16 protein-coding genes and 2 pseudogenes are annotated in these 17,301 nt (G+C 44.0%); 6 read left to right on the top strand and 12 right to left on the bottom strand.

Going from position 1 to position 17,301, the window contains the following annotated elements; all coding sequences use genetic code 11:
- Positions 1-40: 40 nt before the first annotated feature.
- Positions 41-316, bottom strand: coding sequence for a hypothetical protein (locus IM485_RS11315; protein ID WP_002737292.1), 276 nt, complete (start codon positions 314-316; stop codon positions 41-43).
- Between the two features lie 368 nt (positions 317-684).
- Between IM485_RS11315 and alr the strand changes: the two genes are divergently transcribed.
- The gene (alr, locus tag IM485_RS11310; RefSeq protein ID WP_287743090.1) at positions 685-1,881 is read left to right on the top strand and encodes an alanine racemase; all 1,197 of its coding nucleotides are present in this window, start codon (positions 685-687) and stop codon (positions 1,879-1,881) included.
- 209 nt (positions 1,882-2,090) lie between these two features.
- On the top strand, positions 2,091-3,395 hold the full coding sequence (locus IM485_RS11305; RefSeq protein WP_287743121.1) for a cytochrome P450: 1,305 nt from the start codon (positions 2,091-2,093) through the stop codon (positions 3,393-3,395).
- Positions 3,396-3,517: 122 nt separating this feature from the next.
- On the opposite strand, the gene IM485_RS11300 is transcribed toward IM485_RS11305, so the two are convergent.
- From IM485_RS11300 to IM485_RS11275, 6 genes and pseudogenes are all read right to left on the bottom strand, one after another.
- On the bottom strand, positions 3,518-5,509 hold the full coding sequence (locus tag IM485_RS11300; protein WP_104396198.1) for an ABC1 kinase family protein: 1,992 nt from the start codon (positions 5,507-5,509) through the stop codon (positions 3,518-3,520).
- Positions 5,510-5,808: 299 nt separating this feature from the next.
- Positions 5,809-6,903, bottom strand: coding sequence for a glycosyltransferase family protein (locus IM485_RS11295; RefSeq protein ID WP_104396196.1), 1,095 nt, complete (start codon positions 6,901-6,903; stop codon positions 5,809-5,811).
- Positions 6,904-7,256: 353 nt separating this feature from the next.
- Complete coding sequence (gene bchI / locus IM485_RS11290; protein WP_002803387.1) at positions 7,257-8,330, bottom strand: magnesium chelatase ATPase subunit I; 1,074 nt, start codon at positions 8,328-8,330, stop codon at positions 7,257-7,259.
- A gap of 83 nt (positions 8,331-8,413) precedes the next feature.
- Positions 8,414-8,803: a hypothetical protein gene (locus tag IM485_RS11285; RefSeq protein WP_194017933.1), complete on the bottom strand. Its 390-nt coding sequence runs from the start codon at positions 8,801-8,803 to the stop codon at positions 8,414-8,416.
- Positions 8,804-8,932: 129 nt separating this feature from the next.
- Complete coding sequence (gene glyS, locus IM485_RS11280) at positions 8,933-11,065, bottom strand: glycine--tRNA ligase subunit beta (RefSeq protein ID WP_287743085.1); 2,133 nt, start codon at positions 11,063-11,065, stop codon at positions 8,933-8,935.
- Positions 11,066-11,116: 51 nt separating this feature from the next.
- Positions 11,117-11,323 (bottom strand): annotated as a pseudogene (locus IM485_RS11275) (transposase); the annotation flags it as partial.
- A 269-nt stretch (positions 11,324-11,592) separates the two neighbouring features.
- Between IM485_RS11275 and IM485_RS11270 the strand changes: the two are divergent.
- From IM485_RS11270 to IM485_RS11265, 3 genes and pseudogenes are all read left to right on the top strand, one after another.
- Positions 11,593-11,733: a DUF4277 domain-containing protein gene (locus IM485_RS11270; protein WP_104396191.1), complete on the top strand. Its 141-nt coding sequence runs from the start codon at positions 11,593-11,595 to the stop codon at positions 11,731-11,733.
- Between the two features lie 384 nt (positions 11,734-12,117).
- Positions 12,118-12,225, top strand: a pseudogene (locus IM485_RS23000) (bluetail domain-containing putative surface protein); the annotation flags it as partial.
- A 194-nt stretch (positions 12,226-12,419) separates the two neighbouring features.
- Complete coding sequence (locus tag IM485_RS11265; RefSeq protein WP_002766059.1) at positions 12,420-12,743, top strand: HesB/IscA family protein; 324 nt, start codon at positions 12,420-12,422, stop codon at positions 12,741-12,743.
- Here IM485_RS11265 and mraY read toward each other — a convergent pair whose 3' ends face one another.
- From mraY to mutT, 3 genes are read right to left on the bottom strand one after another with little or no spacing between them, the layout of a single operon-like run.
- Positions 12,744-13,811: a phospho-N-acetylmuramoyl-pentapeptide-transferase gene (gene mraY, locus IM485_RS11260; RefSeq protein WP_287743082.1), complete on the bottom strand. Its 1,068-nt coding sequence runs from the start codon at positions 13,809-13,811 to the stop codon at positions 12,744-12,746.
- Between the two features lie 45 nt (positions 13,812-13,856).
- A complete protein-coding gene (locus IM485_RS11255) occupies positions 13,857-14,120 on the bottom strand; it encodes a DUF3134 domain-containing protein (RefSeq protein WP_002735746.1) in 264 nt (87 codons plus the stop codon).
- Positions 14,117-14,539, bottom strand: a complete 423-nt coding sequence (gene mutT, locus IM485_RS11250) for an 8-oxo-dGTP diphosphatase MutT (RefSeq protein WP_104396188.1) — start codon at positions 14,537-14,539, stop codon at positions 14,117-14,119. The genes IM485_RS11255 and mutT overlap by 4 nt, the downstream gene beginning before the upstream one ends.
- 103 nt (positions 14,540-14,642) lie before the next feature.
- Here mutT and IM485_RS11245 point away from each other — a divergent pair, with 103 nt between their 5' ends.
- Positions 14,643-14,966: a 30S ribosomal protein PSRP-3 gene (locus IM485_RS11245; protein ID WP_002760450.1), complete on the top strand. Its 324-nt coding sequence runs from the start codon at positions 14,643-14,645 to the stop codon at positions 14,964-14,966.
- A gap of 144 nt (positions 14,967-15,110) precedes the next feature.
- Here the strand turns inward: IM485_RS11245 and atpC are convergent, their stop codons facing one another.
- Both atpC and atpD read right to left on the bottom strand, forming a co-directional pair.
- Positions 15,111-15,527 (bottom strand): ATP synthase F1 subunit epsilon, encoded by a 417-nt coding sequence (atpC, locus tag IM485_RS11240; RefSeq protein WP_002735380.1) that lies wholly within the window; start codon positions 15,525-15,527, stop codon positions 15,111-15,113.
- Between the two features lie 74 nt (positions 15,528-15,601).
- Entirely contained in the window at positions 15,602-17,050 is a 1,449-nt protein-coding gene (atpD, locus tag IM485_RS11235) for a F0F1 ATP synthase subunit beta (protein ID WP_287743079.1), read from the bottom strand.
- Positions 17,051-17,301: the final 251 nt, after the last annotated feature.

Here is a 17,301-nt window from a genome sequence, read left to right as displayed (position 1 = left end):
TAGGAGCGGTTAACTGTAGTCTTGTTGAGAATTAGAAAGATCAGATATTACTGGAAAAAAATACTTTCCAAGCAGCCGTAATAATGGCACTTCCCAAAAGGATAATCAATGTCCAGACCTGATTTTTTTGGGTTCCCTCTACCGATATTAGCCGATTGTCCATGCCTTCGATTTTCTCGTCTAACACTTTAATATCTCCTTTGAGATCGGTTAATCCTATTTCTACTTTTGTCAAGCGCTCATCAATCTTATCGATCTTTCCCTCAATCCTTGTGAGGACAGCTTCTAGGGAATAAGTAACAGTTTCGTTAGACATTGGCTAAACTCCTGTACTGCATCTGGTTGGATATAATAATTTTATCTTAGTCTAGGCTTTTTGGCATTCCTTACCCTATAGTTAACTTCACTTCTGTCCAACCACTGAGATAGTGTTAGGTGAAAATTTCCCTACTTTCTTGTCACTGATTACCCGTTACTGTTCATTCTCTACGAAAAAACCCTAACCCCTAACACCGATAACCCTAACTGCCAATTTTTTCGGGAACTTCCTAACATCCCATTCATCTTAAAGCCTAGATTCCGCCTGGAAAAAGGAGGAAATCCAGAGGAGTTTCCGGCTTTTTTCCTAGCCCTCTCGGTTTTCTTTTGGTATAAATTGGGTTATGCGTGCAAAGGAGTGAGCGAGTGACGTTTAGCATCGAACCAAAAATTATCAATCCGCCCAAAAACCGTCATGATTATCAATTGTCGGAAGTAATTCGCTATCGTGCTTGGGTAGAGATTGATCGATCTGCCCTACAACAAAACGTGCGAAAAGTCAAGGCCTTATTAGCCCCAAAAACGGAATTAATGGCGGTAATTAAAGCCGATGCTTACGGACACGGGGCAGTTAAGGTGGCTAACAGCGTTTTAGAAGCCGGGGCGCAATCTTTAGCCATCGCGACTATCGGGGAAGGTATCGAACTACGCGAAGCGGGAATCGTTGCCCCAATTATGATTTTAGGGGCAGTCAATACCCCAGAAGAAGTGGCAGCCTTGGCCCATTGGCAATTGCAACCCACCCTGGTGCAAATCGAACAGGTGCAAATTTTTGCCAGCGTGATGAGACGCTTAGAGCAGCGGCTGCCAGTTCATATCAAACTAGATACGGGGATGTCTCGCTTAGGTACACAATGGCACAACGGCACCAAATTCGTCGAACAGGTTTTAGAGGCTCCTAACCTGAAAATTGCCAGTATATACTCCCATTTTGCCACAGCTGACGATCCCAATCCCGAGATCATGCAGTTACAACGGCAAAGATTCCAACAAGCGATCGCCGAGTTAAGATCAAAAGGTTATCATCCTCCCTGTCTGCATTTAGCCAACTCTGCCGCTACCCTAAGCGATCGATCTCTGCACTACGATCGAGTTAGAGTCGGATTAGCTCTCTACGGTCTTTATCCCGCCGATCATCTCACCGATAAAGTCCCTTTGCAACCCGTCCTGCAAGTAAAAGCGCGCATTGCCCAAGTCAAAACCATTGCCGCCGGTTCGGGAGTGAGTTATGGTCATCAGTACATAGCCGCAAAAGATACTCGTATTGCTGTGGTCGGTATCGGTTACGCCGATGGAATTCCCCGCAATCTCTCCAATCGTTTAAAAGTATCCCTGAGAGGACGTTTAGTACCCCAAATCGGCGCGATAACCATGGATCAGTTAATGATTGACGTGAGCGAGATTCCAGAGGTAAAAACAGGGGAAATCGTCACACTTATCGGTAAAGACGGACCACAGTGCATTACCGCCGACGATTGGGCGCGGGATTTAGGTACAATATCCTGGGAAATTCTCTGCGGGTTTAAGCATCGTTTGCCGCGAATTATTATTAGCAACGGCTAATTATGGCGGCGATCTTAAAAAATGTCAATTGGCGGCAATTCTTACTGTTGACTGGTAAGATGTGTAATTAATTTTGCTTAGGTGCTTACCGTTGCTGAGTGCGATCGCTGATTGCTGGGCTAGATGAGGGGATGAATTCTCCGGTGCTTTAGGTTAAAATAAACGGGGTTAATCGACGGCAAATGATTAGTTTTACCCTAGAGGCAGCGATGACTATAAGCAAAGATTTACCCTTACCCCCCGGCAGTTTCGGATTACCCCTATTAGGAGAAACAATCGCTTTTTTGACCGATGGGGATTTTGCCAGTAAACGTCATAATAAATATGGTCAACTTTTCCGTACTCATATTTTTGGCAGTCCCACGATTATTTTATCCGGTGCCGAAGCTAACCGGTTTCTCCTCAGCAACGAGAATAAATACTTTGCGGCAACTTGGCCTAAAAGTACCAAAACTCTCCTAGGTAGCGCATCTTTAGCAGTGCATACGGGAGATGTTCACGCTTCCCGTCGTCGTTTAATCTATCAAGCTTTTCAACCCCGGTCCCTAGCAAGTTATATCCCTACGGTAGAAACAATTACCGCTCACTATTTAGAGCGTTGGCAAACCGCAAAAACCCTGTCATGGTATCCTGAATTAAGAAACTATACCCTCGATATCGCCTGTAAATTATTTGTCGGTCTTGACCAGGGTTCTGCTACCAAATTAGGAGAAGCTTTTGATACTTTTTCTGCGGGACTATTTACCCTTCCCCTTCCCCTTCCTTGGACAGCTTTCGGCAAAGCATTACGCTGTCGAGAAGAATTACTGCAAGCGCTCGAAACTATCATTTTAGAAAGACAAAAAAATGATAACCCTGGCCAGGATGCTCTTGCTATCCTTTTACAAGCTAAAGACGAAAACGGTCAAAGTTTATCCCTAGCGGAATTAAAGGATCAAGTGCTATTATTACTCTTTGCTGGTCATGAAACTTTAACCTCTGCTATCGCCACTTTCTGCCTACAAATGGCACTGCATCCCGATATTTTTCAGCTTGTCCTTGAGGAAATAACTAATTTTGATCTATCCACTCCTTTAAGCGTTGATACCCTCAAACAGATGACCTATTTAGATCGCGTTTTAAAGGAAGTTTTACGTTTTACTCCCCCCGTGGGAGGAGGATTCCGTCGGGTAGTAGAAGACTGTCAATTTAACGGTTATCATTTGCCGAAAGGATGGGTAGTGCAGTATCAAATCACCAATACCCATAAAGATAATAATATTTATTCCCATCCTGAAACCTTTGATCCCGATCGCTTTTTAGCCGAGGAAAAACCCTACGGATATATCCCCTTTGGTGCGGGATTGCGCGAATGTATCGGCAAGGAATTCGCTCGTTTAGAGATGAAAATTTTAGCCGTCCGTTTAGTACAAAAGTACGATTGGCAATTACTCCCTAATCAAGATCTCACCCTCACCACTATCCCCACTCCCCATCCTCGCGACGGTTTACAAGTCACCTTTAAACCCCGTTAACCAGTTAGGATAAAAAAACTTTAAAAACAGTTTAGCGTTTTTCTCGTAGCCGTGAAATTTATTTCACGGCCTTTATTGTCGGAAATGCTCAGATTTTGAGCAGTCGGTGGAACTGACAGAGGTTAATCGGCAGCGGGTAAAGCTTTCGATAATTCTCCATTTTGCCGATGATTTGGTCTATCGAATTCGAGAACTAAGTAACGAATTAAACGCGCTAGGGATTTTTGTAGCAAACCTTCAGCAATTTTTTGTCCCATCTGTTGGGTTTCCGGTTTAGCGATTAGTTTAGTCATCACTGGCACCATAGCCATGGCATCGAATCCTTTTGTTTCCTGTAAAATACTAAAGATGTTGCGAAGATGCTCAAAACTCTTGGCATCACCTAACAATTCTGGGGGAGTTTCTTGTACCGCTAAACCCACCTGTTGCCGGAAATTAACTGTGAGATTAAACCAAGTGCGACGGCCGAAGTTATCTAGCGCATTTACTAACTCATTAACTAATTTTTCGCGGATAAATATACCCCTGTCTGAAAGGAGAAAATCTAACGCTTGATCGGTGACTTTCTCGAAGTTAAAATCATTAGAATCTTTAGCATTACGCAAGAGATTTTCTAAACGATTCCAGCGAAAAGTACCGTCTTTAAACAATAAATCCCGCAGGGAATCTCGCAACTCCGTGGAAGGATCGGTGAGCAGACGTTTAGCAATATAAGGATAGGCTTTACTGAGTACCTTAAAATTAGGATCGATGCCAATTGCTATTCCCTCTAAAGTCACCATCGAGCGAATAATCAGGGCATAATAGGCAGGAACTCGAAAGGGAAACTCATACATCATTGCCGACATTTTATCGGTGATACTTTTAAAGTTTAATTCTGCTACACTTGCCCCTAAAGCATTACCGAAAACTTCCGAAAAAGCGGGAACAATTGGCTCTAAATTGGTGGTTGGTGATAGGAAGTCTAACTTAACGTAATCCTTGGCCAAAGACTCAAAATCCCGGTTGACTAAATGCACCACCGCTTCGATTAAACCGTAGCGTTGATAGGGTTCAATATTGCTCATCATGCCGAAATCAAGATAAGCTAATTTACCGTCGGGAGTCGCTAATAAATTACCCGGATGGGGATCCGCATGGAAAAATCCGTGTTCAAGTAATTGACGCAAAGAACACTGCACCCCCACATTAACTAAGTGGGTGGCATCAATACCCTGGGCCTGAATTTCTTTGATATTAGTTAATTTTGTGCCGTCCACCCACTCCATGGTTAAAACCCGTCGCCCGGTATATTTCCAGTAGATTTTGGGGATGTAAATTTCGGCAATGTGACCATAAAGTTGAGCGAATTTTTCGGCGTTTTGTCCCTCGTGAAGATAATTAATTTCTTCAAAAATACGAGCGGCTAATTCGTCGGTAATTGCCACTAAATCGGAGCGAAGTCTTTTAATATTACCTTTCACCCAAGTCGCCAAACTACGCATGATATACACATCTAAAGTTATACAGCGAATCAAATCGGGACGCTGTACTTTAACGGCGACTTTCTCTCCGGTTTTTAATTTACCTTTGTAAACTTGTCCTAGGGAAGCGGCCGCTATGGGATTGGGGGATAATTCTGCATAAATTTCTTCGGGACAATAACCTAATTCTTCCTCGATAAAACGATAGGCAATTTCGTTAGGAAAAGAGGGAATTTGATCCTGGAGAGTGGTTAATTCTTCTAAATATAAAGGTGGTACTAAATCAGGCCGGGTAGAGAGAGCTTGACCGATTTTAATATAGGTCGGTCCCAATTTGGTCAACATTTCCCGCAATTGTACGGCCCGTCTAATTTCATTTTTTGGCGATTTTCCCCGCAGTTTATCCCACCAGATACCGATGACAAAAGATAAAACCGGCAGGGCAATTTCGATTAATCTCCCCAAAACGTCTAGAGGTCGCCGACGGTAATAGTCGTTAATAACTTGGGGATTGTAGCGCCAACTTTCGGCTACGTTGTCATCCATGGGGCCGATATCTTCCCGATGCTCTTCGGGAATATGGACCGGCTGCACTTCAACGGTAATCGCTTCTGGGGTTTGCGTCTCCGGGGAGATCATCTGTTCGGACATAGTTCGGTGACGGGGCAGGGTGATTTGTAAACTATTGTAACAAGTATCGGCTTGCTGCCCGATCTTGTTTCTGTCTCCCTAGTTCTAGGTTCAGGTTGGCCGTCAACTTTCCCAGGATGGTTATCGGTGTTTTTGACGATTTCGAGGCTGATACTGCCCTGATTATCCTGAATGTAGGTGTCAAAAAATAGGGCGGTAATTTGGCTGATTTCTAGGACTTTGTTAAATAAACTAGGGACGGCTGACCGATAACTAAATTCACCGCTAATCATCCGAGGTTAAATTGGCTAAGTTAATCATTATTGTTGCCTCTCAAAGTATTCTATGATAGCTCTCGCTATCGATTCTGCACCATCTTTAGCCAGTTTAACCTTTAATCTGGGCGGTTGGGGAGCTTGCCGTAAAAAGTCCCAATTACCTTGAAAAAATTCTTCACTGCTAATAATTTGATGATAACTATAATCTTGGATCCCAGCCAATAAAATCGCTGATTCGGCGAAACCTTCTCGCATTAGGGAAACAATCGGCACCTCTAATTTTAAAGCCTCGGCAAAGGTACTATATCCCGGTTTGGAAATAATTCGATCGCACAGGGGCATAAAATCCACGGGACGATAGCTCCGATCTGGTTTATCCTGTAAGCGGATTAAATTGGGCAATTCGGGCGCGTTTTTTTCAAAAGCGATAAATTGCCAATCGGGAAAACTGGCGAGGTTATTATATGGAATTGCTTCTAATCCTAACCCCCCAAAACTCAATAAAATAGTTTTTTCTTTGGGGGCATTTAGCTTAAATTCCTGTCGCAATTGTTCTTCACTGTAGCGGGGTGTACCCCCGGTTAAATTTGCCTCTGTAACGTGAGGAAATGCTGTCATTGCTTCTGCTAAAGGCAGTTTAAATAAGCGATCACATTGATTATAACAACGACTGATCCAATCACTAATACTGGCGAATTCTTCACCCCAATCACGATAGATAAAATCCCAGCCAAAGTTACCAATCATCCAACAAGGAAGCCCCGCACTTTTGGCAATTAGTGCCGCTAAAGGCGGTAAATCGGCCACAACTAAACCCACACGATTAGTTTTAATAAAATTAACTTCACTGGCAATAATTGCCCTTGATTGAGCAATTATTTGTTCTAGTTTTTCTTTAGTAGCTAATTTATCCATCGTTAAACTATCCGATTGGATTACCCCCACATCAAACCCCCGATGTCTTTGAATATATTCTCCGGATATATAGGAATCTAATAACCAGCGCGGAGCAGTGGTGACTAATATCGGCAAAATTTCGGGATTAAGTTCAATAATATTAGCTACCACCGAAGCACTGCGGACAGCATGGCCAAAACCATGATTAGTAACGGCAAAATAAACAACAGGACGAGACATATAAGTAGTCGTGTAAAATAAATTTCCTAGGGAAGATAGGCAAAAGGCAAGAGGCAAGAGGCTTCGGCCGTCAGCTCAGCCGAACGGCAAGAGGTGGTTAGATATGTGTAATTAATTTTGCTTAGGTACTTAGCAGTTATCTTAATGGTGAGATACGAAGTTTTCGTTTTGGGGAGACGGTCGACTCCGAGACTATGCCCTGTCAGATCATACTTGATCTTTACGATAAACGCTGTAAGATCTAAGTAAAAAGAAAAAAGCGATTAACATTCTCCCAGTTAGGGGTCAAAATAATGCTTTCATCACTTTTGACTATTAAAAAACCCTCTCTTCGCAGAGAGGGTGAATTAGATTTAGGAATTTTCTTCTAATCCAAAGACGCGATTAAAAGCTTTCAAGACTTTATAACCAGAATCGATCGATTCTAGCGGATCTTTCCGCAAACGGTGACGTAAACAGAGAACAATTACCCGACGGATATCATCTACCGTCACAGTTGTCCGTCCTTCTAAAGCGGCCAGAGCTTTAGCGGCGCGATTGGTAACGATATCGCCGCGCAATCCGTCCACGTCTAACTCGGAACAAACCTCGGAAATTTTCACCCGCAGATCATAATCAAGCTCCACGGAAGGCAAAAGATTCTGGGCCTCCACTAGCTTTCTTTGCAGTTCTTCCTGTTCTAAGTTGTATTTCTCTAAAAACGAGAGGGGATTGCCATCAAATTCCGCACGCTGTTCCACGATTTTGACCCGTAGAGGTGGTTCTTTGACGGTGTGAATCTCGGCGTGCATTCCGAAGCGATCAAGCAGTTGTGGGCGCAATTCTCCCTCTTCTGGGTTGCCCGATCCCACCAAAACAAACCGGGCCGGGTGACGGATGGAAATTCCTTCCCGTTCCACCGTATTCCAACCACTAGCGGCCGAATCTAATAGCACATCGACGAGGTGATCGTCAAGTAAATTGACTTCATCCACATAGAGAATGCCGCGGTTAGCTTTGGCCAGCAATCCTGGTTCAAAAGCTTTTACCCCTTCTGACAGGGCCTTTTCGATGTCAATCGTGCCACAGACCCGATCCTCCGTCGCACCGAGGGGCAGATCTACCATAGTGACTTTTTTCTTGGCAATGGTCAAGGGGATGGCCTCGTCCACCCTTTGCCGCACCTCATCGCTCATTAAATCGGGATCATTGGGATCAGAATTAAAGGGATCGTTAGCAACTACGTCAATTTCTGGTAAAAGGTCGGCTAAAGCCCTAATCGTGGTCGATTTTCCCGTACCTCGATCCCCCATAATCATCACCCCGCCAATTTTGGGGTCGATGACGTTGAGCATTAGGGATAATTTCATTTCTTCCTGGCCGACAATAGCGGTGAAGGGAAAAACCACGCGGCGAGTTTTCGGAGGAGCTTGGGGAGTCACGGTCATAAGTTGATTCAAAAGTCAAGAGTTTTTGAGTAAAGAATTATATCTAGTGGGGGTTCTAGCCGTCAGCTTTCAGCAAAGCTTTATCATTGTAAGTCTTTTTCCCTGCTTTTTAAGATCCAGCGCCAGAGGGGATGACGCGACCCTTCGTCCCGAATTTTCCGCACCCGTTGCTCTAAGCGCAGTTTTTCTCTGGGGGAAAGTCCTAAAATAATGTTGCGACTTTGCCAGACTAACACTGCTCCTGTAATGGCAAGACAAAAGGCTAGACCGATAGAAGGCCAGTAATTGAAAGCTAAAGCGTATCTTAGGGCTGTCCAAGTAAAATATTGCCGCATTAAGGCTATATCATCCCATAAAACCCATAAACTCGCCGAACCAATCACTAACCAACAACCCAACACGAATAACCAACGACCCCATACTGTCAGTCGATGTAATCTTTGGACTTGTTGCTGTAGTTCAAAATCGGCCATTTCATTTATCAGTGGGGAATTATAAATTATGAATTATGAATTATGAATTATGAAGTGTTTTCAGTGAACAGTAATCAGTGAACTGATAACCGATAACTGATAACTGATAACTGATAACTGATAACTGAATTATCCCTTGACAATTGCCCCAAAATCTGCTAGGACTCGGGCGTGATTTCGCAGTAAACCCAACAGATTTAAACGATTGCGACGGACAGATTCTTTTTCTGCCATCACTAACACACTATTTTCGCCATCAAAAAAGTCAGCCACCAGGGGAGAAATTGCCGTTAAAGCAGTGACGAGACGCTGATAATCTCTTTGCTCTCTTGCGCTGATAGTTTCGGGAATTAGGGCAATTAAAGCGTTATAAAATGCCTGTTCGGAGGATTGTTCAAATAACTCCTTATTGATGATTCCCTTGACTTCTAGGGTGGTTGTATCTAAATCTCCTTTTTGTGCTAAACGGGTGGAGCGATTGACGGTTTCATAGATGTTGGCTAACTGACCATCCTGACGAATTTGGCATAAAAAGCGGGCGCGTTCACGGGTATCTAATAAATTTTCTAAAGCGCGAGACTTATACTCTGGATCGTTTTCCCCTAAAACTGCATTAACGAGATCGTAATCTATCCTCAAATCATCAATTAAGAGAGTTTGCAGACGTTGTAAAAAGAAATCTTTAATCAGATTGACTGGGTTGGGTTTATCGGGATGACTGGTGACAAAATCCTGAGCTATCTGCTCGATTAATGCCAAAAGATTGATATTAAAATCGGCTGACCAGATAATACTAATTATTGCATTGGCAGCCCGACGGAGAGCGAAGGGATCTGAGGAACCAGTGGGCAGCATTCCCAGTCCAAAAATACCGACTAAAGTATCTAAGCGATCGGCAATTCCCACCACTTGACCGGTGATTGTTTCCGGGAGTATATCCCCAGCATTGCGAGGTAGATAATGTTCAAAAATGCCCCGGGCAACTACAGCAGATTCGCCACTAATTAAAGCATATTTTTCAGCCATTACTCCCTGTAATTCGGGAAATTCGTAAACCATTTGGGTAACTAAATCCGCTTTACAAAGCATGGCAGTGGACTCTATATCACTGCGACTTTGTTCATCGAGATTTAACTGTTCGACGATCATCTGGGCAATTTCCATAATCCGATCAACTTTATCGCGCATGGTTCCCAATTCTTCTTGGAAAGTGACGGTTTCCAGTTGGGGAAGGAAACTATCTAAGGGTTCATCACAATCGGCAGTATAGAAAAATCTGGCATCGGCTAACCGCGCGCGGATAACCCTTTCATTTCCCGCGGAAATAATCTCAGATTTCTGGGGATCGCCATTGGAAATAGTAATAAAATAGGGTGACAAACCCTGGGGAGTTTTCACCGGGAAATAACGCTGATGTGTCACCATCACGGTAATAATTACTTCCGGGGGTAATTCCAGAAATTCATCGTCAAATTTGCCGACAATTGCCGTGGGATATTCGACTAAGTTAGTCACTTCTGCTAATAAATCGGCGGGAATTTCTGCCACTCCATCCAGCTTTTTAGCTAGGGTGCTAATCTGATCAGTAATTATCTGTTGACGCACTTGCGGATCCGCTTCCACAAAAATCGATCGCAAACTGGTTAAATATGCTTGGGGGTGACTAATGGCTAGGGATTGGGGGTGTAGAATGCGATGACCAAAAGTTAAGCGATCGCTGGTTAAAGTGGTAGAGCCATTAATTAATTCTAGGGGCAAAACTTCCCCATCCACTAAAGTTAATAACCAACGAATTGGCCGAGGAAATCTTAAATCTCCATCTCCCCAACGCATAAAACGTCTTCCTTCCAAACGAGTAATCCATTGGGGAATTAATTCGCTTAAAATCTCGGCTGTTGGACGACCCGGAATCGTTTTTTCAATATAGACAAATTCTCCTTTGTCCGTGGCACGAATGGAGAAAGCAGCGGTGCTAACTCCCTGTTTCCGAGCAAAACCCTCACCTGCGGGGGTAACTTGGCCATTTTTGTAGGCGGCACTAACTGGCGGTCCTTTGATCTCCTCGCTGCGAGCCTCTTGCTCCGTCGGTAATCCTGTGATTAACACGGCCAAACGGCGCGGGGTTGCGTAAACTTGAATAGCAGTCGCGTCCAGAGATTCAGTCTCTAAACTCTTGCTAACTCTTTCCTGCAATTGTGCGATCGCGCTATCGACAAAATCTGCGGGTAGTTCTTCTGTACCGACTTCCAGTAAAAAATCCATCTGATTGATTGGCCGTGTTTATCGAAAATTTGGGTTTAAAACCCCGTCGTTCTACGACGGCTTTTCTTGATCCCTAATATAGCACTTGAGAACTTCATAAAGCGCACCTCCCAGAGAAGAAACAAAATGACTAGGAGATCAAAGAGCATCTTTCCCCTCTGGTTTGGGATAGCCAGCTTGTCCATACCTGCGACCAGAAACCCCTTTTAAGGAATTAACCATTACAGAAATAGAAAGTTTCGGTGGGTATTCAATCAGTTATCAGTTATCAGATGTGAGTTATCAGATGTGAGTTTTTAAGTGTGCAGTATTAAATAGAAGTTTCCTACTGTCTTTTTACTGTTTACTGATTATAAAGTGTCTTTCGTTTCGCAGCCGACTTGCCCTTATTGACAGACCTAATTAAAATATAGTGCAGACACACTTATTTTAACCCCTATTCCGTACTGGTTAAGAGGAGGTAAAAAATAAACTCAGAAATAGCGACGGAATAGCTACAATCAAATCAACCAGTCACTCACCTGACAATGACTCAACTAACCGTTAAAAATCTCGACCATTTAGGCATGATCACTGCTATCATTGATGAGCTAGGCATTGTGGACTATATAAATCAACAACTTGGAGAAAAAGACACCACTAAAATCAATGCAGGTCTAGTCGTTTGAGAGGATTATGGCATTAGCCTTGATTATGGCGTTGTGTTTGTTAGTGTACAACCTAGGGCAACGTCCACTGAGACTAGCTCTAGAAGAGCAAGAGGAGACGGTGCCGAATCAGTTGGGAAAGCCGACTCAGCGTCCGACATTGCCTTGGATTTTTCAATGTTTGAGGGGGATTCATTGGGTTGTACTGGATAATTGTCCCCAAATTATCAATCTAACCCATGAGCGAGAGAGGCTTTTAGGCTTTTTGGGAGCTGCTACTTGCCAGTATTATCTGTTGTCATGAGAGTTTTTCTTATTTTCTTTGTCCTTGTTTTTTAGTACGGAATGTGGGTTTCTAACTGCGAATCACCGTCATTTGTCGTCCCACAGGACTCATTACCGTTTCTGATTAATGGTGGCACAGATGGCTTCCAATCCAGCAATGATTTATTGATAAATATTACTGGATTTGCTGGTACTTTACCAGCTTTAGGGAGCATTCTATCCTTCTAAGTCACCTAGAAAACGGGTTTCTTCAAGAAACTATTTAGAAACCCGTTTTCTTTGAGAAACCCGTTTTCTGTGTTAAAAATTGTCAGCTACCCCCGCCATTTATTAGTCACATATTTCTTAACATAAAGTTGGACAACAACTGTGGTATAACTTCACAATAACTTGATATTATTATTACAATAGTCTCAAAAACAATGATCGAATTAAGTCCCGCCGCCGCTAGAGAAATTGAACGTTGGAGTCAAAGCCGTCGTCTGACTGGTTCCTATCTGCGTTTGGCCGTAAAAAACGGTGGTTGTTCGGGACTTCACTACCATCTCGAATTAACCCCTATTGCGGCAGAAAACGATCGCTTTTATCAAAGTCAGGGTATTAATATTTTAGTCGATCCTGACAGCGATCGCTACCTACAAATTTTAAAATTAGACTATTCAGAAGATCTCATGGGTGGTGGTTTCCGTTTTACCAATGCCAACACCCAAAATACCTGCGGTTGTGGTCTTTCCTTTAGTGCTTAATTAACTGCTCCAAATAGCCAAGACAACTAAAAGCGCATTAACCAGATAAAAAGCTCCCACGATCTTGGTTTCGGTCCAACCACTTAATTCTAAATGATGATGAAAAGGAGCCATTTTTAACAATCTTTTGCCCTTGCCATCGGGTCCTTTTGTGGCTTTATAATAGATAACCTGAGCGATTACCGAAAGAGATTCCAGAAAGAAGAGACCACTAATTAAAAATAATCCCCAGAGATGTCCAGTAATTAAACCCACCGCAGCTAAAGCACCTCCCAAAGCGAGGGAACCGGTATCACCCATAAACACTTTAGCGGGGTTGCGGTTATGAAAAATGAAGCCTAGACAAGCACCAGCAAAACAAGTGCAGAAAATCGCCAAATCTGGATGACTAGGAGCGATAATAATGGCTAAACCCAAAAATGCGATCGCACCAGTTCCCCCCGCTAATCCATCCACCCCATCGGTGAGATTAGTGGCGTTACTTTCAGCCACAAGGACAAATGCCGCCAAAATCCAGAAGAAAAAGCCCAAAGGAATCACTAATCGACCCCAAAGGGTGATATCGGTACTCACCTGATTGACCAACATCCAGAGACAAAAAAGCACCGCCCCCGCTATCTGTAAAATTAACTTCATCCGGGGAGATAGGCCCTTATTCGACTTATAACGCAGAATTTGCCAATCATCTAACCAACCGATACCCATGTAAACAAAGGTCAGCAAAGCAACCGCCACCACATTAGGAGTGAATTTAGACCAGATTAAAGCGAAAATAAGGGCTACTGGCACAAAAAAGCTGCCTCCCATTGTCGGGGTTCCTGCTTTCTTTAAATGAGCTTGGGGTCCATCTTCGCGCATAATCTGACCCATTTTCAAGCGCCGCAGCATCGGGACTACTTGACAACCAAGACCACCACTGATTAACGTTGTGGCCATCAGGGGGAATAACAGGGAATTAGTGGACTGAAAAAAAACTACTAACAGAAATAGTAATCCCGTTAGTAGAATCAGCAGATGGGTTCCAGTGGGTTTTTTAAAGATAGGGGCGGAAAAAATGTTAGCGTTCACGACTAAAGCGCCAGATAAGGGTAAAATTTGCCAAAGAAGACGGGATTAATCTTCATCTAAGACTAATTCATCCTCGTCGTCATCATAACCGATATCATCGACATCCATCAGTTCAGATAGTTCCACATCTTCTTCGAGAGTCAGATCTGGTTCGGCGATTTTATCCCGGGGAATCATGCGATTATTTTTTTCTAACCACTCGACAATGGAAGCGTCTTTTTTTAGGGGAATAACCGCGGCCGGTTCGTAGCGGGGTTCTTGACGAATAGAAGGATTAAGCATAATCACTCGACGATTAACAGCAATCATTTCGAGTTTACCATGTCTTTTAAGGCTCTGATAATCTCTTGATTGGCAGCGGGGAAAGTGTAATGATCTAGTTCCTGGATAGTTACCCAGCGGATTTCTTCACATTCGATCGCCCGCGCTTCGCCGCTGAGATAACTACAGTTATATACTTGTAGATTCACCCGAAAATGACTATAGGTGTGATCGATGGTGATTAAATGACTATCCACTGCGATGTCAATGCCAATTTCTTCTAATATCTCCCGTTTAATACATTCCTGCACCGTTTCATTGCCTTCGATTTTGCCGCCGGGGAATTCCCAAAAACCGCCCAGGAGTCCCTTGGCTAGACGGCGATCGATTAAAATTAAATCTCGATCATCTCTAATTACGGCCACACCGATTTGTTTAGAAGCTAAAGAGTCTGTTTCGGGAATCATAGCGGTTATTGGCGAAAAAATAGGAAAAAATAGTTAAAAACTGACTGCGGAAAATTGAGTCAAAAGATGATATAATCGAGAATTGTACGATTAACGATTAACAATGACAGTCAGTTCCGAATCAAAGTTTATTTTAAAAGTATTGTGGTTAGATCAGAACGTAGCGATCGCTGTAGATCAGGTGGTCGGCAAAGGAACTAGCCCCCTCACCGCTTATTTTTTCTGGCCGCGCAATGATGCTTGGCAACAACTGCAAGAGGAGTTAGAAGCAAAACACTGGATTGATGAGTCCGATCGCGTTGATGTTCTCAACAAAGCCACAGAAGTAATTAATTTTTGGCAAGAGTTACGCAATCAAGGCCGACAAATCCCCATGGCCGATGCACAGTTAAAATTCCCCGAAGTTGTTTTTAGTGGTAGCAATTAATCAGCTTGTTAGCCGTTAGCTAGATAATCTTGATAGTAAGCAGAAAAATGGCTAAAAGCTGATTGCTAAAGGCTAAAAAATCGATCGGGTAGGTTTATATAAACCCGCCCGATTTTGCTTGAATTTAATTTGATTTGGTTGGGTTTAAACCGATACTAAACCGCCAGCGGCCTGGTATCTAGCGCGAGCTTTGCGCCATGATTGTTGCGCTTGGATAGTTTTGCGACGGTCATCCCCTTTACTGACTTCATCGAGACGAGTTTGGGCCCGTTCGTATTCGGCGCGAGCTTTTTCTTTATCGATTTTTGAGCCTAATTCCGCCCCATTAACGAGGACTTTGATCTCATTATTTTCGACTTCGGCAAAACCGCCCAAAACTGCGATATTTTCCCAGTCTTTCCCCGGTCGAATTCGCATTACGCCAATATTCAGGGCAGTTAATAAAGGAGCGTGACCACTAAGAATACCTAATTGTCCCGTGGAACTGGGTAGGATTACTTCTTCGGCCACGTTATCCCAGACAATGCGATCGGGTGTAATAACCCGTACTGTAATGCTCATTGGTGATAATAACGATAATTTTGGCAGATTTCTGGGTTAAGTAACCGCGTTTAGCGGTTACTACTGACTTTTAATTAGCCTTTTTTGAGTTTTTCGCCTTTAGCGATCGCTTCATCGATATTGCCGACCATATAGAACGCTTGTTCGGGTAAGCTATCGAGTTCACCTTTGAGGATCATCTGGAAACCTTTGATCGTATCAGCGAGGGTAACGTATTTACCCGGGGAACCGGTGAACACTTCCGCCACGAAGAAAGGTTGCGAGAGGAAACGCTCAATTTTACGAGCGCGGTCAACGGTGAGACGATCTTCTTCCGACAATTCGTCTAAACCGAGAATAGCGATGATGTCCTGTAACTCTTTATAGCGTTGCAGGGTAGATTGGACGGCGCGAGCGGTGCCGTAGTGTTCATCACCGACGATATCAGCTTGGAGCATGGTGCTGGTGGAACCGAGGGGATCTACCGCCGGATAGATACCTTTGGAAGCCAGACCACGGGATAGTACAGTAGTTCCATCCAAGTGAGCGAAGGTAGTAGCGGGAGCGGGGTCAGTCAAGTCATCCGCCGGTACATAGACCGCTTGGATGGAAGTGATCGATCCTTCTTTGGTGGAGGTAATCCGCTCTTGCAGGTCGCCTACATCAGTGCCGAGGGTGGGTTGGTATCCTACCGCAGAAGGCATCCGACCGAGGAGCGCCGATACTTCCGAACCGGCTTGCACGAAACGGAAGATATTATCAATAAATAAGAGTACGTCTTGCTTGCTGACATCGCGGAAATATTCGGCCATGGTCAAAGCAGAGAGACCGACGCGCATTCTCGCTCCGGGGGGTTCGTTCATCTGACCGTAAACGAGGGCAATTTTCGAGTCTTCGGGGTTATCAGCGTTGATTACCTTCGATTCGATCATCTCGTTGTAGAGGTCGTTTCCTTCGCGGGTTCTTTCACCCACACCGCCAAAAACCGAGACACCCCCGTGTTGAATGGCGATATTGTTGATTAATTCCATCATAATGACGGTTTTGCCCACACCAGCACCCCCAAAGAGGCCGATTTTGCCACCTTGACGGTAGGGGGTGAGCAGGTCAATTACCTTGATACCGGTTTCAAAAACCGTCGGTGTTACTTCAAGATCGACTAATTTGGGAGCGGGACGGTGAATAGGAGAGGTTTCGGTGACGTTAACCGGTCCTTTTTCGTCCACGGGTTCACCAAGAACGTTAAAAATCCGACCGAGGGTGCATTTACCCACGGGAACGCTAATCGCTGCGCCGGTATCGACGATATCCATACCGCGCACTAAACCATCGGTGGTACTCATGGCAACGGCCCGCACTTGGTTGTCACCAAGTAACTGTTGCACTTCACAAGTAACGGATAAATTTTGACCGGCGGAGTTGGTTCCTTTTACGGTTAAGGCATTATAAATACGGGGCAGGTTGCCACTGGGAAATTCGGCATCGATGACAGGACCGATGATCTGGACGATTTTACCAACGTTAGTTTCTGTTGTCGCTACCATTGTTTATGTCTACTCTGGGTTTTAGCTGATAACTCCCACAAGGGGAAAGTCTTAATTTTTTGTAAAATTAGCCAATACACAGCTTATCACGCTAGGGGATCAGATCAGTTATCAGTTATCAGTTACCAGTTACCAGTGATCAGATGTGAGTTTTCCGTGGACAGTCTAAGCAGTGATCGGTATTAAATGGCAATTTTCTGCTTACTGGTTGCTGATCACCGATAAAAAGTAAGGCAGGCCTTAGCCTGCCT

It is taken from the genome of Microcystis sp. M169S2 (assembly GCF_020245865.1).
GTDB classification, from domain to species: Bacteria; Cyanobacteriota; Cyanobacteriia; order Cyanobacteriales; family Microcystaceae; genus Microcystis; species Microcystis ichthyoblabe_A.
The sequence above is the reverse complement of the archived record's forward strand: the minus strand, read 5'-3'. Positions and strand labels throughout refer to the sequence as shown.